Genomic DNA, 20,227 nt, shown 5'->3' on the forward strand with positions numbered 1-20,227 from the left:
AGAATACATTAACAAATTATATTTAAAGGAAACTTACACTCTAAGTTTCCTTTTTTAATAAAAAACAGGCAAATGATTCTTTGCATTACACATTCCCGGGATTTTTACAATATTGATATCTTTTTTTGAATATCTCAAAAGCAAAAATATTCCTTATTTCAGACTGAATTCCGATAAAATAAACAACAATCAGAAGATCAGCATCAGCGAAAATGGTTTTGAACTGACAGATGAGTCCGGAAATACCGTGCATTCAAAGGAAATTACGGCGGTATGGCACCGAAAGTCGTGGCAGATTGATATTCCGCAAGAGCTTGATGAAGCTTTCAGAAAAATTTTCCTTAAAGAATATTCCACTTTGCGATATAATTTATTGACAGCCCTGGAAAATGTTCCATGGATCAATCCTTTCGAAAATGAAAACAAAATTGACGGCAATAAAATGCTTCAGCTTAATATTGCTCAAAAGCACGGATTAACTGTTCCGAAAACCATCTTCTCGAACGATGCTGATAAAATCACTGCTTTCTTCCATGAATACTGTAACGGGAAAATGGTCGCAAAACTTCACGGCGTGATCTCAAAGTCAATGGGTGGGGAAAACCTTCTTTCAACCAATATCATCAATGAAGATTCTCTTGAAAATATTGCAGATGTCGAATACTGCCCGATGATTTTTCAGCCTTATATTGAAAAAGAATATGAACTGAGAATTGTTTATCTGGATGAAGAATTTTTTACCGGTAAAATCAACAACAGCGAGAATGCTGACTGGAGGATTGCCCAGGGAAATTATTTCTGGTCAGAATATCATCTTCCCGAAAATATTAAACAAAATCTCACGGCAATGATGAAAGAAATGGGACTCTACCTGGGAGCCATAGACATCATTAAAGGAAAAGACGGACAGTATTATTTTCTGGAAGTCAATCCGCAGGGAGAATGGGGAATGCTTCAGAAAGACCTGAACTTCCCGATTGCACAGAGAATTGCCGATAATCTTATAAAAAGAATGAAAATCAATGAATAAAATTTTAATAATTACCCATACAGGAGATAATTTTTCAATCGAAAAAGTAACAGAATATATCGATCAAAACAATTGTGAAGTAATCCGCTTTGATGTAGATCAATATCCTTTAAAAAACAAATTATCCACTACTTTTCAGGACGGAAAGTGGACGACCATTCTCGAAACTCCTGAAAAGAAACATCGCCTGGATGATATTTCTGCGGTTTGGTACAGACGGGCTTACAATATAGGCAGTGGAGTGAGAGAAGAAATGGATGAAAAATTCTACGGCGCAGCGATGGGAGAGATCCGAAATACGCTTTTCGGATTCCTGGAATCGGTAGATGTGTATTCTCTTGGAAAACCTAGTGTTTACAGAAGGTTGGACAGCAAGGAAGAGCAGCTGAAAATTGCTGATAAAATAGGACTTAAAATTCCTGAAACCTGTGTGACCAATAATCCTGAAGAAGCTAAACAGTTTATTTTAAAACATCAGAACGTCGTAGCCAAAATGCAGACAGGTTTTGCCATTTATGAAGACGGTGTAGAAAGTGTAGTGTTTACCAATGTCGTTAATGAAGATAAATTGGAAGAACTTGAAACGCTTTTATATTGCCCGATGCAGTTTCAGAAAAAAATTGAAAAGAAAAAAGAACTCAGGGTAACGGTTGTGGGCCGCGATGTTTTTGCGTTCGAGATTGATTCTCAGCAGTCGGATGCTGCAAAAATCGACTGGAGAAAAGATGGAGTAAACCTTATTGATAAATGGGTTCCTACAGATCTTCCTTCCGGTGTTGAAACAAAACTGCTGGAACTTCTCGATGTATATCACGTAGATTATGGCGCCATTGATATTATTGTTTCTCCTGAAGATGAATATTATTTTATCGAAATCAACGCTGCCGGAGAATTTTTCTGGCTGGATAATCTTACAGAAGGAAACCTGATCTCGAAAAGTATTGCCGATCTTCTTTGCGATAAAGCTCCGAGAAGAAGCAATGAAGTTTTGGTACAAAATGCATAAACAGTCATTAAAACAGTGAAATTTATATATCAGAACGGGCTTTGTCCCGTTTTTTTTATTGTGTCTGCTCAGTTAAGAAGAATTTTCGTTCAGTTATGAAGATATTTTGTTTATTGAAGAATATCTTCTGCCCGGTGAAGGTTTTTCATCTGATGTTACAGAAAAGTCTAAACAGAATCATAATTTATCGTGAATTAAACAGAATTCTCCTTTAAAAATCGCAAATTTGCAGTTACGGATAATATCATCATAAATGAGTCAAACAAGTAAAGATAACGGATGGTTTTTGTAACGGGTGCTACCGGAATTCTCGGCCGGGTAATTGTTTTGGAACTTCTGAAAAGGGGGAAAAATGTTCGTGCTTCAAAAAGACCGACAAGTAATCTGGAAGAAGTAAGACATTCTTATACATTTTATACGGAAAATCCGGACAGTTTTTTTGATAAAATTGAATGGACGGAAGTAGATTTCGATGATATTCAGTCTATTCAGGAAGCGCTGAAAGGCGTTGATGAGGTCTATCACTGTGCAGCAAAGGTAGGATTTAATCCCGCTGATGATAAAGAAATGTATCACACCAATGTAAAAGGTACCCAAAATCTATTGTATGCCTGTGAAGGCTCCGGAGTTACAAAGTTTCTCTATGTAAGTTCTATTGCGGTTCTTGATATTCATAATGAAAACGGTGAACTCGATGAAGATTCTGACTTTAATTCCAAAGATGAGCATTCGGTGTATGCCATCTCAAAACATCTTGCCGAGATGGAAGTGTGGAGAGCTTCCGCAGAAGGCTTGAAAACGGTAATCATAAATCCCGGAATGATCATCGGAAGCGGAAACTGGGGAAACAGTAGTGGAGATATATTTCCGACGATGGAAAAAAACAGCTTTACCTTTTCCGGCGGCACCAGCTATGCCGATGTGAGAGATGTCACTGAAATATCCATAGAATTAATGGATAAGAATATTTTCGGAGAAAGATTTATTATTATTTCTGAAAATAAAAGATACGCTGAAATGGCCCAAAAGGTGAGAAAAGCATTAGGATTAAAAGAAGCCAAAGTACTTTCAAAATTTCAGCTGAATATGGGTGTTGTTGCCAATATGCTTTTGGGATGGCTTATTCCTGCATTAAGAATGGTTACAAAATCTAATGTAGAAGCCATTTCCAACATGGAAATCATCTCCAATAAAAAAAGTGAAGGAAAGATTGAATTATACATTTATCCCGTTGGAAGAAACTATAGACTTCCATCTTAAAAATTATATTAACGATAAAAAGGCAAATAAATGAATCTTGCGGAGGCAATTATTCAAAAAAATATAGATAAGCATCCTTTAAAATCTGCCATTGGATTTAAAAAGAAAAATGAAGGATGGAAAGAGCTGAGCTGGAAGAAATTCGGGGAAATCGTATGTAAAACAGCAAACGCATTAAAGGAAGCAGGGATAAAAGAAGATGATAAAGTGGCCATTTATTCCGACAACTCATCAGAGTGGATGATTGTTGATCTTGCGGCAATGTCGCTCGGAGCGGTTACGGTTCCTATTTATTCAACCAATAATGCAGAACAGGCAGAATATATCATCAGTGATTCCGGAGCGAAAATAATTCTCGTCGGAGATCAGGCCCAGTATGATGCCTGCCTTGAAATAGTACAGAAAAAGGAAAGCAGTCTGGAAACGATCATTGTTTCTAAAAAAGCGGTCTGGATCAAGAAAGAATTCAACAGCTTTTATCTTGAAGATTTTATCGCAAAAGCTTCTCCGGAAGCAGAAATATGCAAGAAAGAATCTGATGATGTTGCTACGCTTATTTATACCTCAGGAACTACCGGAACTCCAAAAGGCGTAATGCTTACCCATGGAAATTTTATCAAAGCTTTCGATGCTCATTTTGAATTTTTTAAGTTTAAAAACTTTGAAGAAGAACTTTCTCTGGCATTTTTACCTTTGAGCCATGTTTTTGAACGGAGCTGGAGCCTACTTTGCCTGTATGGTGGTGCAAGAGTGTATTTTCTTGAGGATCCTAAAAATATTGCCAATGCGTTGGTAGAAGTGAAACCTACCATGATGTGTGCTGTTCCGAGGTTTTTTCAGAAAATCTATGCCGGAGTTTTGGAAAAGGCAGAGGAAGGTTCATCTTTAAAGAAAAAAATCTTCGACTGGGCCGTAGAAACAGGTTGGGAAACAGCAGAATTAAGACGAAATGAAAAATCAATACCTCTCGGTTTAAAAATAAAAGAAAAAATTGCTGAAGCACTTGTCTTCAGTAAAATTAAAGAGAGAATGGGAGGCAGACTTTGGTTTCTGCCTTGTGGCGGAGCTTCTTTATCTCCGGAAGTCACCCGTTTTTTTGAATCTGTGGGAATTCACGTTACCGTTGGATACGGATTGACTGAGACTACGGCAACGCTTACTCTTTTTCCGTTTACTCATTTTGAACATGGTACTAGCGGAAAACCTCTTCCGGGAGTAGAAATCAGAATCGGGGCTGAGGATGAAATTCAAGCTAAAGGAAATGGAATCATGAAAGGCTATTACAATAATTCTGAAGAAACCTGGAAAGTTTTTACGAATGACGGGTGGTTTAAAACCGGTGATGCAGGAAAGATCGATGAAAATGGAAATCTTACCATTACCGATCGCCTGAAAGATCTCATGAAAACATCGAACGGAAAATATATCGCTCCTCAACAGATCGAAAATCTTCTCACCAATAATAATTTTATCCAGCAGATTGTTTTAATAGCGGAAGGAAGACAGTTTGCTTCGGCACTTATCGTTCCGAATTTTGAGTTTTTGCAGGAGTATCTTAAAAAGAACAATATTCCTTTTACCAGTTGGGAAGAGATTGTAAAAAACGAGAAAGTAAACGATTTTTACAAACAGAAAATTAAAGAGTTGCAGGAACATTTGTCTGAATATGAAAAAGTGAAGAAGTTTACTTTGATGCCTGCAGAATTTGAGATTAATACAGGTGAAATCACCCCTACATTGAAAGTGAAAAGAAATGTAGTTCTTAAAAAGTACGCCGATCTTATTGATGCAATGTATTAAATAAGGTTGAGGTTGAAGTTGGGATTTTGGAGTAATTTGGTTGAGGTAATAGATATAAAAACATTATGACAGCACAGGAATTTTTAGGAAAAGAAGAATTTACAATACATAATCAGACGGTTTCGGAAAGCTGTCCGTCGAATATTGCTCTGATCAAATATTGGGGAAAATATGAGAATCAGATTCCGGCAAATCCGAGTATCAGCTTTACTTTAAATCATTGTAAAACCAATACGACTATAGAGTTTTTGACAGATGAAGCATTTTCCGTTCAGACTTTTTTAGCCGGAAAGGAAGAAGTGAAATTTGCCGAAAAGATTGAAAAGTATTTCAGAAATATCGAGCAGTATCTTCCATGGATTCTTAAAGGGAAATATGTAATTAAAACCGAAAATACGTTTCCACACAGCTCAGGGATTGCAAGCTCGGCTTCAGGTTTCGGAGCGATTGCCAAATGCCTGATGAGCCTGGATGAAACTTTTTCAGGGAAAATTTCGGAAGAAGAATCATTGAGAAAAGCTTCTTTTCTGGCAAGATTGGGAAGCGGAAGCGCATGCAGAAGTCTGTACAATGGATTGGTGGTTTGGGGAGAGTCTCAGGTAAGGGGAAGTTCCGATCTTTTTGCTGTTCAGTATCCAAATGATGAAATTCACGAGATTTTCAAAGATTTCAATGATTGGGTTCTGCTGATTCATGAAGGTCAGAAATCTGTTTCTTCCACAGTTGGTCACGGTCTTATGAATACTAATCCTTATGCAGACAGAAGGTTTCAGGAAGCTAGGGAAAATTTCGATCCGATGAAAGAGATTCTGGCAGCCGGTGATATGCAAAGTTTTATAAAATTGGTTGAGCATGAAGCATTAACTCTTCACGCGATGATGATGATGAGCGATCCTGCATTTATCTTAATGAAAATAGGAACGTTGGAGGTAATCAATAAAATCTGGGATTTCAGGAATGAAACAGGTTTATCTTTATTCTTTACACTGGATGCCGGTGCAAATGTTCACGTTCTGTTTCCAAATGACGGTTCAGAAGAAAAAATCAAGTCTTTTATTGAAACGGAATTATTGCAGCACACGCAGAACAATGGCGTTGTGAAGGATGTGATGAAGGTTTGATGCCATTTTATTGATGTATTTAAAAATACCTAACTATGTTTCATAAAAAACCTGCGCACCTTTCACCCGAAAGCTGCGCAGGTTTGGAGTAACTCCTGCTTAGGTTTGAGGTAAAACCTGCGCAGGTTTTGTACGCTTACTTGTCTTTGGTAAAAGTGGCCGTATTGAGTGCATCAGTAATACGATTTTAAATGAAAAAAAATATTTTTATCTGGTTTTAATATTAGCCTTTTTTGCAATGGCTTGCTTATATTTAAAGCATGAAAAAGTAATTTCTACCGGAACGTGGGGCAAGAATAGAACAATTAGTTGGAAATAACATAATACGGGCCTTTGAGCTCGTTTTTATTTTGGTAAAACTGTTAATCTTCGGTCACCACTGCATCCCGCTCTCCATTTTCTTTTTTTCCTTCTTCGATCATTTCCCTGGCTTCTTCTTTTTCTTCCTGCGTTGCGTAATCAATTCGTTCTTCTTGCTTTTCATCCTGTTTGTGGTCAATGAAAAATTCGCAATATACCGGAAGATGATCTGAGCCGAAGTTTTCCAGGGTTTTAAGATCTTCAATAAAAATTTCTTCACTGTGAAACATCAGATCGATAGGAAATCTTAATAAACGATACTTTGCATGAAAAGTAGACACGAATGAACGGCCGATTCTCGGATCAATAAGATGACTGGTTTTCCTGAACAGGATAGAAGACTTCGACCAGGCAACGTTATTAAAATCTCCAACAACAATTACTGGTTTTTTAATTTCTACTACTCTTTTTGCAGTACTTAGGAGATCACCGTCTCTTTCTTTTGAGGTTTCCTCTTCAGTGGGACTTGGTGGCGGAGGATGAACTCCAAAAAAGACAAATGAAAATCCGTCTTTTGTTTTTAAATGAACTTCGATACTCGGAATATCATCTGCCACAAAATAATGGGTCTGTGAATTTTCTATTTCGATTTTTGAGTAGAAATGCATTCCGTAGGTATTTTCCAAGGTAACTTTGTGCAGATAGGGATAATCCTTTTCTAATACTCTCAGTGCTTTTTCCCAGTCACTGTTGCTTTCCATGGTAAGAAACATTTCGGGACAGTGTTTTTCTATCAATTGAATAAAGCGCTCATATTCTTTATTAAACTGATAAACATTGGCAGAAATGAAATGAAGTTTTTCAGAAGACTGGTATTTTTGGGTATATTTTTTAATAGGGTATAAAGGAGTATATTTTACCAAAATCACACTGTGATGAATCAACATAACAAGCAACAAACCCTGATAATACCATAAATATTGTGATTTATCTGCAACGATAAAACCAAGCAGCATGGTAAAAAGAATGAAAAATGTGATCTGTATTTTACCGAATTCCGGAACACGGAATATCCAGTGAGAATGTTGAATTTTTGGCAGTATGGTTAGAATCAACAACAATACAGTCAGAATCAGATAAGCTGTCCACATATGTTAAAATAATTATATAAATTTAAATTATTTTTTATTATTGCTCAAATCAAATTATCTTTAAAGCTAAATATTAATAACAATTAAAACTGTTCCAAATGCACAGATTTATTATGAATAAAATTTTTCCAGTCATATTTCTTCTTGGAAATTTTTGCTTTGGTCAGAATCAGCAGGATGTAGAGAAGCCGGTGAGAAATTTATTTACCGCCATGAAGAATGCTGATGCAGAACTTTTGAAGTCGGTTTTTGCTGAAAATGCCATTTTGCAGACCATTACCAAAGACGGAGTGAAAAATGAAAATCTTAAAGATTTTATAGCTTCAGTTTCAAAGATGGCGCAATATGATCTGGACGAAAGAATCACCATTGAAGGAATCCATATTGATGGTAATCTTGCGAGTATTTTTACGCCTTATTCATTTTATTACAAAGGAAAATTCTCACATTGCGGAGCAAATAGTTTTCAGCTGGTAAGGCAGAACGGAGAATGGAAAATTCAATATGTAATCGATACAAGAAGAAAAGATGACTGCAAAGAAATCAAATAACAACATTAAAAATGAAAATCCATCATATTGCTATCATTTGTTCAGAATATGAAGTTTCCAAAAAATTTTATACTGAAGTTTTGGGTTTACATATCATCCGTGAAGTGTATCGGGAAGAAAGGCAATCTTTCAAACTGGATCTTGCCATCGGAGATCATTATCTCATCGAATTATTTTCTTTTCCTGATCCTCCGAAAAGACCATCCCGACCTGAGGCATGCGGTTTGAGGCATTTAGCTTTTTCTGTTGAAAATGTTAATGAAAAACGGAAAGAACTCATTCAAAAAGGATTAAATTGTGAAGAAATCAGGATAGATGAATTCACAGGAAAAGAGTTTTTCTTCACTCAGGATCCTGATCAATTACCATTGGAATTTTACGAAATATAAATAATTTAAAATAAATTTAATTTTAATAATGAAAAAATTTATCATACTGTTTACAATAGCTCTGACAGGGCAAATAAATGCTCAAACGGTTAATGAGCCAAAAAACCACCCGAAAGAATGGTCGCAGTCTTACGAACCTTTCAGAATTGCCGGAAATTTGTATTATGTGGGGACTTACGATCTCGCTTCGTATCTTATTGTAACGGATAAAGGAAATATTCTAATCAACACAGGACTGGCAAATTCACTTCCCATCATTAAAAACAATATTAAAAAGCTTGGATTTAAATATCAAGATATCAAAATATTGCTGCTTACACAGGCCCATTACGATCATTTAGGTGCAATGGCTGATCTTAAAAAAGAAACCGGAGCAAAGCTATATGTCGATCAGGCAGATGCAGATGTCCTAAAAAGCGGAGGAAAATCGGATTACGAGATGGGAAAATACGGAGTTACATTTAAACCTGTAAATCCTGATTTTATTTTAAAAGATAAAGATTTGATAACGCTTGGAAATACAAAACTGATGATGCTTCACCATCCGGGTCATACAAAAGGATCTTGCAGCTATGTTTTTGAGACTAAGGATAATAAAAGAAATTATAAGGTTTTAATTGCCAATATGCCAACGATCATTATTGATAAGAAATTTTCTGAAGTCACAACTTATCCGTCGATTGCCAAAGATTATGAATATACCTTAAATGCAATGAAAAAGCTGGATTTTGATATTTGGGTGGCTTCTCATGCAAGTCAGTTTGGCCTTCATGAAAAACATAAGCCGAAAGATCCGTACAATCCAAACGCTTTCATGAATAAAAAAGAATATCTGGATGAACTGAACGAACTGGAAAAAGATTATCTTGAGAAAAAATCAGCCGAATAAAATATTAATGAGCGTAACCGGTAAAAAAGCTTACCGCCATAATAGCCAGTACAATTGAAGAAATGACTACATAAACGTAGTCTTTTTCTTTTAAATACCCAATGAGAGCAAAAATAATTCTCATTAAAGGCGTAAATATCAACAGTAAAATTCCCAATTGAATGATGGCCATTCCTTCACCTTTGCAAAGTGAACTCCAGAATTGCCCCCAAATTTTTTCAGAAGAACTCCCCATATCGAGAGAAGTGTACTTTTTTAGGCATTTTAAAGCCTTCTGTGAAGAGTTTTATAAAACCGATTAATGAGGTTATTACAGAAAGAATGACTCCCAGTCTCAGCAAATTTCCTACAGAGCGGTTCAGATCGACATCCGTGAAGTTCTTTTTCATTATCTGAAGCTTTTATTGATCCCGTTATACATCATGTAAACCGACAGGATAGTGATTACAATGGCAAAAAATACTTTTAGTTTTTTAGTCTTGGAAACCATAAGTGTTTTGGATCCGATGAAGCTTCCTACTACAACTCCGATCAGAACCGGAGCTACAATCACCGGAACAATCTCGCCTCTCTGGAAATAAATCAAGGCACTGGCAACTGCTGTAACCCCAATCATAAAATTACTCGTTGTTGTTGAAACTTTAAAAGGCAGTTTCATCATATTGTCCATCGCCAGAACTTTCAATGCTCCGGATCCTATTCCCAGAAGTCCGGACATGGCACCGGCAAACATCATCATAAAAAATCCGGGAACTGTATTTCTAGCCGAATAGCTTTTTAAAACACCTTTATCGGGAAAGGTTCCGTACAACTTTAATTTTTCCTCAAGACTTCCTTTAATGACAGGCTCCTGATGATCGGGCTTTCCTTTTAAGTTTAAAATAACCGTCAGAAGAAGAATACTTGCGAAAATAATTCCGATTGTGTTTGGATTAAGCATTCCGGAAACCAAAGCTCCCACAATAGCTCCTGCCGTTGTGGCAATCTCAAGAAACATCCCGATCCGCATATTGGTGAAACCTTCTTTCACAAAAGCAACTGCTGCACCGGAAGAAGTTCCGATCACCGAAATTAATGATGCGCCGATAGCGTAATGCATAGGAACGCCGAAACCCAGCGTCAATAAAGGGATAATAATAACTCCGCCTCCTAAACCGGTCAGTGAACCCAAAAGTCCTGCCGAAATTGCTCCAAGGAAGAGAATAATGATTTCTGACATGCTACAAATATAAAACTATTGCGTTAGTCTGCCAAACGTTTAAAAAAGATAAATTTGATGTATTTTTGCATAAACAAAATTTTAGATGAAATTATTTTATGTCATTCTGGGAGCTACACCACCCGGCAGAAATATTGAGCAGCACGATGTATTCTTCGGAATTGCAGAGAACCTGAAAGATCTTGTGGAGGATATGAAAGCGTTTTGGAAAGAAGCAAAAGGAAAAATCCATATCGACTGCTATCAGGAAGTAAAATTTGTAGATGGATATGAAGTGAAAATCGTTGAGAGAGGTAGCGAAACCTCAGAGGAGCAGCTGTATTTCATCAATCTCGGAGGATATAAAAAAGGTTTTTTTGAAGAATTTCATGAGCAGCATCTGGTAGTGGCCCATTCTATGGGAGAAGCCGTAAAAAAAGCAAAAGCTACTGAATTTTACGAAACAATGGGTTTTAAAGGCGCTACCAGTCATATTGATGAAAAGTTAGGAGTAGATATCGACGATATTTTTCCTGTAAAGGAAATTTTACCTTCAGATATGAAAAAGAAATATGCCATCTCTTTGGTAAAATCAGATGCAGAAAATCAGGAAAATTTTGTAAGTCTGGGATATTTAAAAATTGATAAAGTTCAGTAAGTTATTATTGAAACCGTATTCAATAATGAAGTTTATAAAATTAAATCTAATAGAAATAAATATATTTAAAAATGAAAATTGGAATTTTAGGAGGAGGACAGCTCGGAAGAATGCTGATTCAGGAAGCGTTGAAATACGATGATGAGTTTTATACACTGGATCCGGCTTCTGATGCACCATGCCATAATATTTCATACTTTACGCAAGGAAGTTTCAATGATTATGAAACGGTTCTTAATTTCGGTAAAGATAAAGACGTGGTCACCATTGAAATCGAGCATGTAAATGCAGATGCATTGGCCGAACTTGAAAATCAGGGAATAAAAGTGGTTCCAAATTCCAACATTATTAAAACCATTCAACAGAAAATTCTTCAGAAACAATTTTATAAAGCTCATGATATTCCAAGTCCGGAATTTGAAGTAATGGACGGAAGTTCTGATGAAATTAAAATGCCATTGCCTTTCGTACAAAAATTGAATACAGGAGGATACGACGGAAAGGGAGTTCAGGTAATCCGTACGGCGGAAGACATGAAAAATTTCTGGATTGCAGATTCTGTGATTGAAAAGCTTGTGGATATTGACAAAGAACTTTCTGTCATCGTTGCAAGAAATGAAAATGGAGAAACCAAAGCTTTTCCTGTGACGGAAATGGTAGCAGATCCTAGATTAAATTTATTAGATTTCAACATCTGTCCGGTTGTATTGTCAGAAGATATTGAAGAGCAAATTGATTCTATTACAGAAAAATTCCTGAATGCGATTCAGTCACCGGGACTTTTTGCGATTGAATTATTTTTGGATAAAGAAGGAAAGGTCTGGGTTAATGAAACTGCACCGAGACTTCACAATTCAGGACATCAAAGTCAGGAAGGAAATGCCAATTCACAGTTTGAGCAAATGTATCGTGTGATTAAAAATTTACCTTTAGCCGATACGGATGCCATCATTTACAGTGGAATGTTGAATCTTGTAGGCGCAGAAGGTTATTCCGGAAAAGTGGTGTACGAAGGAATGGAGGATGTTTTACGACTGCCTGAAACCTACATTCATCTATATGGAAAAACAGAAACCAAGCCCGGAAGAAAGATGGGACATATCAACGTTTTGGCGGAATCCAGAGAAGAGTTGATGGAAAAGTTGGTGATGGTGAAGGGAATGGTGAGGGTTATCGCGGAGTAAGTTAAATATAAAACAAATAGGGTGTCTGAAAATTAGACATCCTATTTGTTTTTATTATCCTATTCAGCTAGAATAACACTATTAAGGTTCATTAGCTGGATAATATTAATTGATAATCTTCTGAGTTTTAGTCTGTATTATCAGATCTTTACTAAGGTTAGGAAAGTAATGCCTTATCGTTTCTTTGGATTTTCCGGAAGTATCAATAAATTTCCAAGTTTTACCCTGATCTTCAGAAATTCCAATCATACTGTACGCTACCAGAATTTTACCTTTAGGAGTCTGCATCAGAATTTCCTCAGTAATGGTAAATTGAATTTGATTTTTAAAATTGATAAATTTTGAAGGCGATTTAAATTTCAAATCGATAAACTTGAATCCATCCTTCTCCATTTTATGTACTGAATTTCTGGTGACCTGTATCATCCTACTTTTTCCTCCAAGCAATTCATAGACCTTCGGGTAGACAAATTCAGCATATTTATTATAATTTTTCTCAAGAAAATATTTTCTCATCAATCCTAATTGATAATTAAGAGTCTGATTTTTAGTCTGTGAGGTTATAATCCCGAAAAAGGAGAGATATATTAAAAAGCTTAACAATAGTTTAAATTTCATTGGTATAATTAAGCTTTCAAAAATAGGAAATAAATTATATACAAGCTAATTAATTATTTGTCAATTCAACCGAAAAATTTCACCGGAATTACATATTTTATTTGGATCCAAAACTATCCTAAGCTATCTAGCAGGCAGCTGCCAACAATCAGCACTACTTAAAAATCTTCTTAATCACATTCCCTATTTCCATAAAATCATCGTGATTTGCCACAGATCTTTTTTCGGAACTGTTTTCATCATATTCTGAATAAGGAAAAATAAGAAGGTAATTTTTATCGGCCAGATTTTTGTTCAGCATTTCAGGAATGAGCCTCATTCTTGGGATGTAAGAATGCATTCCCCGTTTTGCCATAAAGAGGATGAGTGCTTCATCATCCTTCAGCTGTGAAGCAGTTTCTTCGCCATCTTTCCAGGTTTTCATGATGATAAATTCTGCTTCAATATTAGCTTTTTTAATAATTCTCTGAAGAATATCCAGAATATTTTCAGCAGCATAAAAAACAACAGTCGCACCGGAATTTCTTGCGATATTCCATACTCTTAATAGGGCATGGAAAAATCCGGCTTCTTTATGGGCATTTTCAGGAATCATTACTGCATATTTTTTTATCGTTGATAAAGGTTGCGCAGCGTGGTAAACAAGCACGTTGACATCATCATTCTGAAGATAGCCATTATAAAGATTATAGACAAAAGCAGGAGAGAAGCCTTTATCATCTTCCAATCCTATGATGAGATCGGTGATATTCTGTTCTTTGATGACGTTATTGATTCCATTTACTACATCATTATCATATCTTTTGAGTGACTGAATTTTTACATCTGCGGCAGCAGCAGTATCTGTTGCCTGATGAAGGAGTTTCTCAGCATTTTTTACGGAAGATTCATTTTTATCTTCGTTAATAACATTTAACGCAAACAAACTTTCTGTATTGGAATGTGCTTTAATCAAAATTCCCAGATTGACCATTCTTTCAACTGTTGCTTCATAATTTAAAGCTAAAAGGATGTTTTCATCTTCATGGTTATTTCCCGAAACGGTATCTTCATTGTCAAGCTCGGCAATCTTTTGAGCACTAGACATGGAGACAAAAGATGAAATGGTGCATGAAATAAGAATAAGTAATATACTTCCGTTGAGAACATGTTCGTTTAACAAACGTATAGGCTCTCCCGATTCTGTTTCGGAAAGGATGATGTTATAACCAACCATCACCGTTGCAAGAGTTGCAGCAGCAGAAGCAGAACTTAAACCAAAAATAAGTTTCCCTTCCTCTTTGGTAAATTTAAATGTTTTTTGAGCAACAACAGATGAAATATATTTTCCGCCGATGGATGCAACAAGCATAATGGAAGCAACCTTTAATGTTTCAAAACTGTTGAAAAAAACTTTAAAATCAATCAGCATTCCAACGCTGATCAAAAAAAACGGAATGAAGATAGCATTTCCGACAAACTCTACGCGGTTCATCAAGGAAGAGGTATGCGGAATTAGTCTGTTTAGTGCCAATCCGGCAAAGAATGCACCAATAATTGCTTCTACACCGGCTAATTCTGCCAGAACAGCAGCAAAATAGATCATTACAAGAACGAAAATGTATTGTGAGATTTTGTCGTTTACTTTTTTTGAAAAACCACCTTCCTATTAACGGGAATATCATTAATACAATAAGTCCGAAAATAATAACAGAAACAGACAGCTTTATCCAAAAAGAAGCTCCCACATCTCCCTGAACCATTCCTATAACTATAGCCAGAACCAGTAAAGTTGCAACATCGGTTATCATCGTTCCGCCTACTGTAATATTTACTGCCTGATTTTTTGCTATTCCCAATTTACTGATAAGAGGGTAGGTAATAAGCGTTTGTGATGAAAAAAGACTTGCAAAAAGCACAGAGGTTAGCACGGAGAAATGGAGTAAATAGTATGATCCTAAATATCCTAAAATGAAAGGAAATATAAATGCATACGCACCATATCCCAGACTTTTCCATTTGTTCTTTTTAAAATCTCCCATGTCGATTTCCAGCCCGGCGAGAAACATGATATAAAGAAGCCCGGTAGTTCCTGTAACTACAATGCTGCTGTCTCTGGCCAGAACATTAAAACCGTTTGGTCCGATTACAGCGCCTGCAATAATAAGCCCTAATAAATGAGGAACTTTTATTTTGTTTAATAAAAGAGGAGCTGCAAGAATAATAATCAATACCAGCAGAAATTTCAGAACCGGGTCTTCGATGGGAAAACTCAGATTATGTATACTCAGTACGTTCATAAGTGTTTTATTTTGTGGAGCGGAGAAGTTCAACAGAGAATTTTGCCACGCATTGATCTACGGCGATTGTTCTTGTGCCTCTGATCTTGTTTGGAGAAATATCATTCAACAGAATATTCATTTCAACCTGTTTCTTTGCCGTTGAATCTGTCTTATAATTAAGTTTTATCTCATTATTTTCATATTTCCCGGAATAAATTCTCACTAGATTATTATTGTTTATTATTTTGGTCACCAGCTGTATCGAATCGCTGTCAAATTCCCAGGTATCGGTGCGTTGATCTCCCACCACATAATCACTGCAGTTAGATTCCGTACAGATTACTCTTCCTGTCCAGCTGCCGGCAATTTCATCTGGCCATACAACAACTTTTACGGAGTCTTTTTTCGAAAAAATACTGTCCCTCATTTTTAGGAGTACCTGATATTCAGATTCTTTTTGAGCAAAAAGTTTTTCTTTTTCAAGCAGCTGCTTTTCTCTTGCCGTAAGTTCTTTCTCCTTTTTGTTGTCATCGCAGGCAACGAAAAAAAATGAAATACAGATGATGATAAATAGTGAATTTTTAAGCATATTGTAATTTTGGATTAAACAATATAATGAAAAATAAATAAATTATGAAATTTAAACCTTCCGAAATAGTCGATGTCTCTGTCAATTAAAGCGATCAATTCATCTGCTTTTTGTTTCAATACAGAATTTGCCAGATTAAGGCCACGTGTACCTGATCTTTTTCATAATGGTATTGATTTTTTGTGTTTAAAAATATAATTGAAATCTAATGTATATGGATTATTGACTCAATTCATTTTTCTCAAAAGGCTGTAAAGCATTGTAAAATAACAAATTGTACTTGATCGGCTCTTCGGAGTGGTTGATCGCTTCTTCGGACTGATTGATTGTTACTTCGGACTGGTTGATTGCTTCTTCGGACTGGTTGACGGGTTCAACGGAACGGTTGATTGCCCTTACAAAACACTTGAACGTCTTAACAAAGTGGTTGATGATCTCTACTGAATGCTTGGATGTCGTTTCTAAACGGTTGAAACAGTCTTCAAACTCCTTGAACGATTTAATGTACTCTTTTTATAAAATAATAAGGTTATTCAATTCTCTGTTTCTTAAACATTTCACGGTTATAGTTGATTACAAAAACGCCGAGAATAATAAGAAGGGCAGCAATAATAAATTTTGCTGAAATCTTTTCATCGAGAATAAGCCAACTCAGGAATATTGAAATAATAGTATTGATATAAGCCAAAATAGAAACTTGTACAGGAGAAACTTTTGTCAAAGCATAATGATAAGCGAAAAATGCAGCCACAGAGCCGAATAATGCCAAATATAACATTGCAGAGACACTTAATACAGACCAGTTTTCGAAGTTATAATTTTCGGTAAATAAGAAAGCAAAAATAAGCTGAATGATTCCGGCAAAGGCAAACTGATAGAAAAGATTGAGGGAAATATTTTTGCTCTGAATATTCATTTTTTTAGTGAAAATGGTTCCGGAAGCCCAACCAAGAATACCGCAGAACAGAAGAAATATTCCTAATCTGTACTCTGGATTGGCCAAATCGTGTATGCCATCCCAAAAGATAAAAGTAATTCCTCCGAAGCACATCAGTACACCGATAAGTGCTTTAAACGTAAACTTCTGCAGACCCAGTGCCACACTTCCGAGAAAGACGATGATGGGTGAGCTGGCGCTGATCAGTGAAGTAAGGCTGCTGGTCAGGGTTTCTTCTGCAACAGTTGTCAGTCCGTTGGCAATGATCAGCATTAATGAAGAAAAAATAAGCTGATATCCAAGATTTTTCCAACCTATCCACTGAAACTGACCTCTGTATAAAAGGATCATAAGCATAATGAAAGAAGCTAAAAACTGACGGATACCCGCTACAAACCAGGCAGGAATTGTTTCTACCGCGACACGGATGGATAAAAAAGTAGTTCCCCAGACAATGGCAACAGTCAGGATCGCAAGCGTAAGTTTATAATCTTTCAAAATGGTGGTGTATGTTTAACAAAAATACGTTTTTTTAAATATTGCTGACGTGTACGGCCAGCTGTTCCGCAATGTTGAAACAACTTTTACGCCTTTTTGCGTGAAGATTATTAATTTTTTATCTTTGAAGATCTAATATAGAAGAATGGTAGGAATTATTATGGGAAGTCAGAGTGACTTACCGATTATGGAACAGGCTGCGAACTTTTTGAAATCTTTGGATATTCCGTACGAACTGACAGTTGTTTCTGCACACAGAACCCCGGAACGGATGTTTGACTATGCAAAAACAGCGAAGGAAAGAGGCTTAAAAGTGATTGTTGCCGGAGCAGGAGGAGCGGCACATCTTCCAGGGATGGTGGCAAGCTGTACAACATTACCGGTGATTGGAGTTCCTATTTTATCAAGCAATTCTATCGACGGATGGGATTCTGTCCTGTCTATTCTTCAGATGCCGGGAGGAATTCCTGTGGCTACGGTTGCTTTGAATGGTGCTTTGAATGCAGGAATTTTAGCGGCAAAGATTATTGGCACTTCAGATGAATTGGTAGCTGAAAATCTTCAGAAATATCAGGATTCCTTGAAAGATAAAGTATTGGGAACCGTGGATGATATTAAAGCTCAGCACCCTAACTATTTTGATAAATAATCTAATTTAAATAAAATAAGATAATTGATGGATATTAAATAAAAAAAATCCCACTACTTTGAGTAATGGGATTAATATTTATATCTGAAATACAATTAGTATCTGTAATATTCAGGTTTGAAGGGTCCTTCTACACTTACTCCGATATAATCGGCCTGTTCCTGAGAAAGGGTTTCCAATTCAACGCTTAATTTCTTAAGGTGAAGAGCAGCAACCTTTTCATCCAAATGTTTAGGCAATGTGTACACTTCGTTTTTGTACGCTGCAGAATTGTTCCAAAGTTCAATCTGAGCTAAAGTCTGGTTTGAGAAAGAGTTAGACATTACAAAACTTGGGTGACCTGTTGCACAACCTAAATTTACCAATCTACCTTCAGCAAGAATGATAACTTCCTTATCTTCAATAGTGTAGATGTCAACTTGTGGCTTTACTTCAGATTTTGTCTGGCCGTAGTTTTTGTTTAACCAAGCCATATCAATTTCGTTATCGAAGTGACCGATGTTACAAACGATTGCTTTATCTTTCATTTTAAGGAAATGTTCGGCTCTTACGATGTTGAAGTTTCCGGTTGTTGTAATGATAATATCTGCGTTATCAACTACCGTATCCAGTCTTTTCACTTCATATCCGTCCATGGCAGCCTGAAGCGCACAGATCGGGTCAATTTCAGTTACTGTAACGATAGATCCTGCTCCTCTGAAAGAGGCAGCAGTTCCTTTACCAACATCTCCGTATCCGCAAACAACCACTCTTTTTCCTGCAAGCATTACATCAGTAGCTCTTCTTACAGCATCGACAGCAGATTCTTTACATCCGTATTTGTTGTCAAATTTAGATTTAGTTACCGAATCATTAACGTTGATGGCAGGCATTACCAAAGTTCCGTTTTTCATTCTTTCGTACAATCTGTGAACACCTGTTGTTGTTTCTTCAGAAAGCCCTTTGATATCTTTTGTTAGTTCAGGATATTTATCAAAAACCATATTGGTAAGATCTCCACCGTCATCAAGGATCATATTCAATGGTTTTCTGTCTTCACCAAAGAATAGAGTCTGCTCGATACACCAGTCGAATTCTTCTTCATTAAGTCCTTTCCATGCGTAAACAGGAATTCCGGCAGCAGCAATAGCAGCAGCAGCGTGATCCTGAGTAGAGAAAATATTACAAGAAGACCAGGTAACTTCAGCTCCCAAAGCTACCAGCGTCTCGATAAGCACAGCTGTTTGGATCGTCATGTGAAGACATCCTGCGATTCTTGCTCCTTTTAATGGCTGAGACGGTCCGTATTCTTCACGGATTGACATCAATCCCGGCATTTCTGCTTCTGCAAGAGTAATTTCTTTTCTTCCCCATTCTGCAAGGGAAATATCCTTAACTTTATAAGGAATGTATTGTGTTGTAGTACTCATATGTAAATGAATAAGTTAAAAATTCAACGATAATAAGATTGCAAAATTACAACTAATAATTAAGATATAAAAACTCAACACCCAGATCTGCTATATGAAATTATACAGGTAATAAAATTATTTTTATTTATTCTAAATAGATTATATTTGTCATTAAATAAGTCCATATGAATCATACAACTACCGAGGAAGCTAAGAAAGCTGCCAAACCATTGACACCGAAAGTAAAAGAATTAATCGAAAGAAGCAAAAGTGTAATTTTAGGAACTTTAGATGCAGAAGGCACTCCAAATTCCAGTTATGCGCCTTTCGTACACATTGACAATACATTCTACATTCTGGTTTCTTTTATGGCAAAACATACTCAGAATCTGGCTGACGGAAGGAAAACTTCTGTCATGCTTATCGAAGACGAATCTGCCACAAAGCAAATCTACGCACGTGAAAGATTAACTTTTGAGGCTTCAACTTCACAAATAGAAAGAAATTCCGAAATATGGAATGAGGTTGTCGGGAAATTAAAAGAAGCTCATGGTAAAGTGGTGGATGTGATCGCAGAAATGCAAGATTTTATTCTTATTGGCCTGCATCCTGTGAAAGGTTCTTATGTAAATGGTTTCGGAAGTGCCTATTTTGTCAATGAAAACTTAGAGATTCTTGAGCATAGAAATGACCAGAATCATCAGTCGAAATAATTTTAAAATTTACAAAAGATAAGTTTTTTACACT

19 protein-coding genes and 2 pseudogenes are annotated in these 20,227 nt (G+C 36.3%); 12 read left to right on the forward strand and 9 right to left on the reverse strand.

Going from position 1 to position 20,227, the window contains the following annotated elements:
• The first annotated feature begins 112 nt into the window (after positions 1–112).
• The 5 genes and pseudogenes from AAHI02_RS18635 (at position 113) to AAHI02_RS18655 (ending at position 6,217) form a co-directional block, all read left to right on the forward strand.
• Positions 113–1,030 (forward strand): MvdC/MvdD family ATP grasp protein, encoded by a 918-nt coding sequence (locus tag AAHI02_RS18635; protein WP_346984527.1) that lies wholly within the window; start codon positions 113–115, stop codon positions 1,028–1,030.
• Entirely contained in the window at positions 1,023–2,036 is a 1,014-nt protein-coding gene (locus AAHI02_RS18640; protein WP_346984528.1) for an MvdD family ATP-grasp ribosomal peptide maturase, read from the forward strand. Before AAHI02_RS18635 ends, AAHI02_RS18640 begins: the two co-directional genes overlap by 8 nt.
• A 279-nt stretch (positions 2,037–2,315) precedes the next feature.
• Positions 2,316–3,330 (forward strand): annotated as a pseudogene (locus tag AAHI02_RS18645) (NAD-dependent epimerase/dehydratase family protein).
• Positions 3,327–5,096, forward strand: coding sequence for a long-chain fatty acid--CoA ligase (locus AAHI02_RS18650; RefSeq protein WP_346984529.1), 1,770 nt, complete (start codon positions 3,327–3,329; stop codon positions 5,094–5,096). The pseudogene AAHI02_RS18645 and the gene AAHI02_RS18650 overlap by 4 nt, the downstream one beginning before the upstream one ends.
• A 65-nt stretch (positions 5,097–5,161) precedes the next feature.
• Entirely contained in the window at positions 5,162–6,217 is a 1,056-nt protein-coding gene (locus AAHI02_RS18655) for a diphosphomevalonate decarboxylase (RefSeq protein ID WP_346984530.1), read from the forward strand.
• A gap of 362 nt (positions 6,218–6,579) precedes the next feature.
• Here AAHI02_RS18655 and AAHI02_RS18660 read toward each other — a convergent pair whose 3' ends face one another.
• Entirely contained in the window at positions 6,580–7,668 is a 1,089-nt protein-coding gene (locus AAHI02_RS18660) for an endonuclease/exonuclease/phosphatase family protein (protein WP_346984531.1), read from the reverse strand.
• 98 nt (positions 7,669–7,766) lie between these two features.
• Between AAHI02_RS18660 and AAHI02_RS18665 the strand changes: the two genes are divergently transcribed.
• Genes AAHI02_RS18665 through bla form a run of 3 tightly spaced genes read left to right on the forward strand, consistent with a single transcriptional unit; the run spans position 7,767 to position 9,497 of the window.
• Entirely contained in the window at positions 7,767–8,219 is a 453-nt protein-coding gene (locus AAHI02_RS18665; RefSeq protein WP_346984532.1) for a nuclear transport factor 2 family protein, read from the forward strand.
• A gap of 11 nt (positions 8,220–8,230) precedes the next feature.
• Positions 8,231–8,608: a VOC family protein gene (locus tag AAHI02_RS18670; RefSeq protein WP_346984533.1), complete on the forward strand. Its 378-nt coding sequence runs from the start codon at positions 8,231–8,233 to the stop codon at positions 8,606–8,608.
• A gap of 28 nt (positions 8,609–8,636) precedes the next feature.
• Positions 8,637–9,497 carry a subclass B3 metallo-beta-lactamase gene (gene bla, locus AAHI02_RS18675; protein WP_346984534.1) on the forward strand — a complete coding sequence of 287 codons (861 nt, stop codon included), beginning with the start codon at positions 8,637–8,639 and terminating at the stop codon, positions 9,495–9,497.
• Positions 9,498–9,501: 4 nt separating this feature from the next.
• Here the strand turns inward: bla and AAHI02_RS18680 are convergent, their stop codons facing one another.
• The 3 genes from AAHI02_RS18680 to AAHI02_RS18690 are packed head-to-tail and all read right to left on the reverse strand — an operon-like array spanning position 9,502 to position 10,716.
• Positions 9,502–9,732 (reverse strand): DUF1634 domain-containing protein, encoded by a 231-nt coding sequence (locus AAHI02_RS18680; RefSeq protein WP_346984535.1) that lies wholly within the window; start codon positions 9,730–9,732, stop codon positions 9,502–9,504.
• Positions 9,716–9,886, reverse strand: a complete 171-nt coding sequence (locus AAHI02_RS18685) for a hypothetical protein (protein WP_346984536.1) — start codon at positions 9,884–9,886, stop codon at positions 9,716–9,718. Before AAHI02_RS18685 ends, AAHI02_RS18680 begins: the two co-directional genes overlap by 17 nt.
• A complete protein-coding gene (locus tag AAHI02_RS18690; protein ID WP_346984537.1) occupies positions 9,886–10,716 on the reverse strand; it encodes a sulfite exporter TauE/SafE family protein in 831 nt (276 codons plus the stop codon). The genes AAHI02_RS18685 and AAHI02_RS18690 overlap by 1 nt, the downstream gene beginning before the upstream one ends.
• Before the next feature lie 85 nt (positions 10,717–10,801).
• Here AAHI02_RS18690 and AAHI02_RS18695 point away from each other — a divergent pair, with 85 nt between their 5' ends.
• Both AAHI02_RS18695 and AAHI02_RS18700 read left to right on the forward strand, forming a co-directional pair.
• Complete coding sequence (locus tag AAHI02_RS18695; protein WP_346984538.1) at positions 10,802–11,353, forward strand: DUF1543 domain-containing protein; 552 nt, start codon at positions 10,802–10,804, stop codon at positions 11,351–11,353.
• Positions 11,354–11,424: 71 nt separating this feature from the next.
• Positions 11,425–12,537 carry a 5-(carboxyamino)imidazole ribonucleotide synthase gene (locus tag AAHI02_RS18700; protein WP_346984539.1) on the forward strand — a complete coding sequence of 371 codons (1,113 nt, stop codon included), beginning with the start codon at positions 11,425–11,427 and terminating at the stop codon, positions 12,535–12,537.
• A gap of 105 nt (positions 12,538–12,642) precedes the next feature.
• Here the strand turns inward: AAHI02_RS18700 and AAHI02_RS18705 are convergent, their stop codons facing one another.
• The 4 genes and pseudogenes from AAHI02_RS18705 to AAHI02_RS18720 all read right to left on the reverse strand — a co-directional run bounded on the left by AAHI02_RS18705 (position 12,643) and on the right by AAHI02_RS18720 (position 17,440).
• Entirely contained in the window at positions 12,643–13,155 is a 513-nt protein-coding gene (locus AAHI02_RS18705) for a hypothetical protein (RefSeq protein WP_346984540.1), read from the reverse strand.
• Between the two features lie 154 nt (positions 13,156–13,309).
• Positions 13,310–15,434, reverse strand: a pseudogene (locus AAHI02_RS18710) (cation:proton antiporter).
• Positions 15,435–15,441: 7 nt separating this feature from the next.
• Positions 15,442–16,005 carry a hypothetical protein gene (locus tag AAHI02_RS18715; RefSeq protein ID WP_346984541.1) on the reverse strand — a complete coding sequence of 188 codons (564 nt, stop codon included), beginning with the start codon at positions 16,003–16,005 and terminating at the stop codon, positions 15,442–15,444.
• A gap of 529 nt (positions 16,006–16,534) precedes the next feature.
• Positions 16,535–17,440: an EamA family transporter gene (locus AAHI02_RS18720; protein WP_346984542.1), complete on the reverse strand. Its 906-nt coding sequence runs from the start codon at positions 17,438–17,440 to the stop codon at positions 16,535–16,537.
• Positions 17,441–17,585: 145 nt separating this feature from the next.
• Between AAHI02_RS18720 and purE the strand changes: the two genes are divergently transcribed.
• Positions 17,586–18,089, forward strand: coding sequence for a 5-(carboxyamino)imidazole ribonucleotide mutase (gene purE, locus AAHI02_RS18725; protein ID WP_346984543.1), 504 nt, complete (start codon positions 17,586–17,588; stop codon positions 18,087–18,089).
• Positions 18,090–18,184: 95 nt separating this feature from the next.
• Here purE and ahcY read toward each other — a convergent pair whose 3' ends face one another.
• Positions 18,185–19,498 carry an adenosylhomocysteinase gene (gene ahcY / locus AAHI02_RS18730; protein WP_346984544.1) on the reverse strand — a complete coding sequence of 438 codons (1,314 nt, stop codon included), beginning with the start codon at positions 19,496–19,498 and terminating at the stop codon, positions 18,185–18,187.
• Between the two features lie 167 nt (positions 19,499–19,665).
• Here ahcY and AAHI02_RS18735 point away from each other — a divergent pair, with 167 nt between their 5' ends.
• On the forward strand, positions 19,666–20,193 hold the full coding sequence (locus AAHI02_RS18735) for a pyridoxamine 5'-phosphate oxidase family protein (RefSeq protein WP_346984545.1): 528 nt from the start codon (positions 19,666–19,668) through the stop codon (positions 20,191–20,193).
• Positions 20,194–20,227: the final 34 nt, after the last annotated feature.

Origin of the sequence: Chryseobacterium sp. POE27 (assembly GCF_039727685.1) — a bacterium.
Lineage (GTDB): Bacteria > Bacteroidota > Bacteroidia > Flavobacteriales > Weeksellaceae > Chryseobacterium.

Bases quoted from the DNA above. Each gene is read 5' to 3' on its own strand.
- AAHI02_RS18640 (WP_346984528.1), top strand. From the start codon at position 1,023: ATGAATAAAATTTTAATAATTACCCATACAGGAGATAATTTTTCAATC.
- AAHI02_RS18650 (WP_346984529.1), top strand. From the start codon at position 3,327: ATGAATCTTGCGGAGGCAATTATTCAAAAAAATATAGATAAGCATCCT.
- AAHI02_RS18655 (WP_346984530.1), top strand. From the start codon at position 5,162: ATGACAGCACAGGAATTTTTAGGAAAAGAAGAATTTACAATACATAAT.
- AAHI02_RS18660 (WP_346984531.1), bottom strand. From the start codon at position 7,668: ATGTGGACAGCTTATCTGATTCTGACTGTATTGTTGTTGATTCTAACC.
- AAHI02_RS18665 (WP_346984532.1), top strand. From the start codon at position 7,767: ATGCACAGATTTATTATGAATAAAATTTTTCCAGTCATATTTCTTCTT.
- AAHI02_RS18670 (WP_346984533.1), top strand. From the start codon at position 8,231: ATGAAAATCCATCATATTGCTATCATTTGTTCAGAATATGAAGTTTCC.
- bla (WP_346984534.1), top strand. From the start codon at position 8,637: ATGAAAAAATTTATCATACTGTTTACAATAGCTCTGACAGGGCAAATA.
- AAHI02_RS18680 (WP_346984535.1), bottom strand. From the start codon at position 9,732: ATGGGGAGTTCTTCTGAAAAAATTTGGGGGCAATTCTGGAGTTCACTT.
- AAHI02_RS18685 (WP_346984536.1), bottom strand. From the start codon at position 9,886: ATGAAAAAGAACTTCACGGATGTCGATCTGAACCGCTCTGTAGGAAAT.
- AAHI02_RS18690 (WP_346984537.1), bottom strand. From the start codon at position 10,716: ATGTCAGAAATCATTATTCTCTTCCTTGGAGCAATTTCGGCAGGACTT.
- AAHI02_RS18695 (WP_346984538.1), top strand. From the start codon at position 10,802: ATGAAATTATTTTATGTCATTCTGGGAGCTACACCACCCGGCAGAAAT.
- AAHI02_RS18700 (WP_346984539.1), top strand. From the start codon at position 11,425: ATGAAAATTGGAATTTTAGGAGGAGGACAGCTCGGAAGAATGCTGATT.
- AAHI02_RS18705 (WP_346984540.1), bottom strand. From the start codon at position 13,155: ATGAAATTTAAACTATTGTTAAGCTTTTTAATATATCTCTCCTTTTTC.
- AAHI02_RS18715 (WP_346984541.1), bottom strand. From the start codon at position 16,005: ATGCTTAAAAATTCACTATTTATCATCATCTGTATTTCATTTTTTTTC.
- purE (WP_346984543.1), top strand. From the start codon at position 17,586: ATGGTAGGAATTATTATGGGAAGTCAGAGTGACTTACCGATTATGGAA.
- ahcY (WP_346984544.1), bottom strand. From the start codon at position 19,498: ATGAGTACTACAACACAATACATTCCTTATAAAGTTAAGGATATTTCC.
- AAHI02_RS18735 (WP_346984545.1), top strand. From the start codon at position 19,666: ATGAATCATACAACTACCGAGGAAGCTAAGAAAGCTGCCAAACCATTG.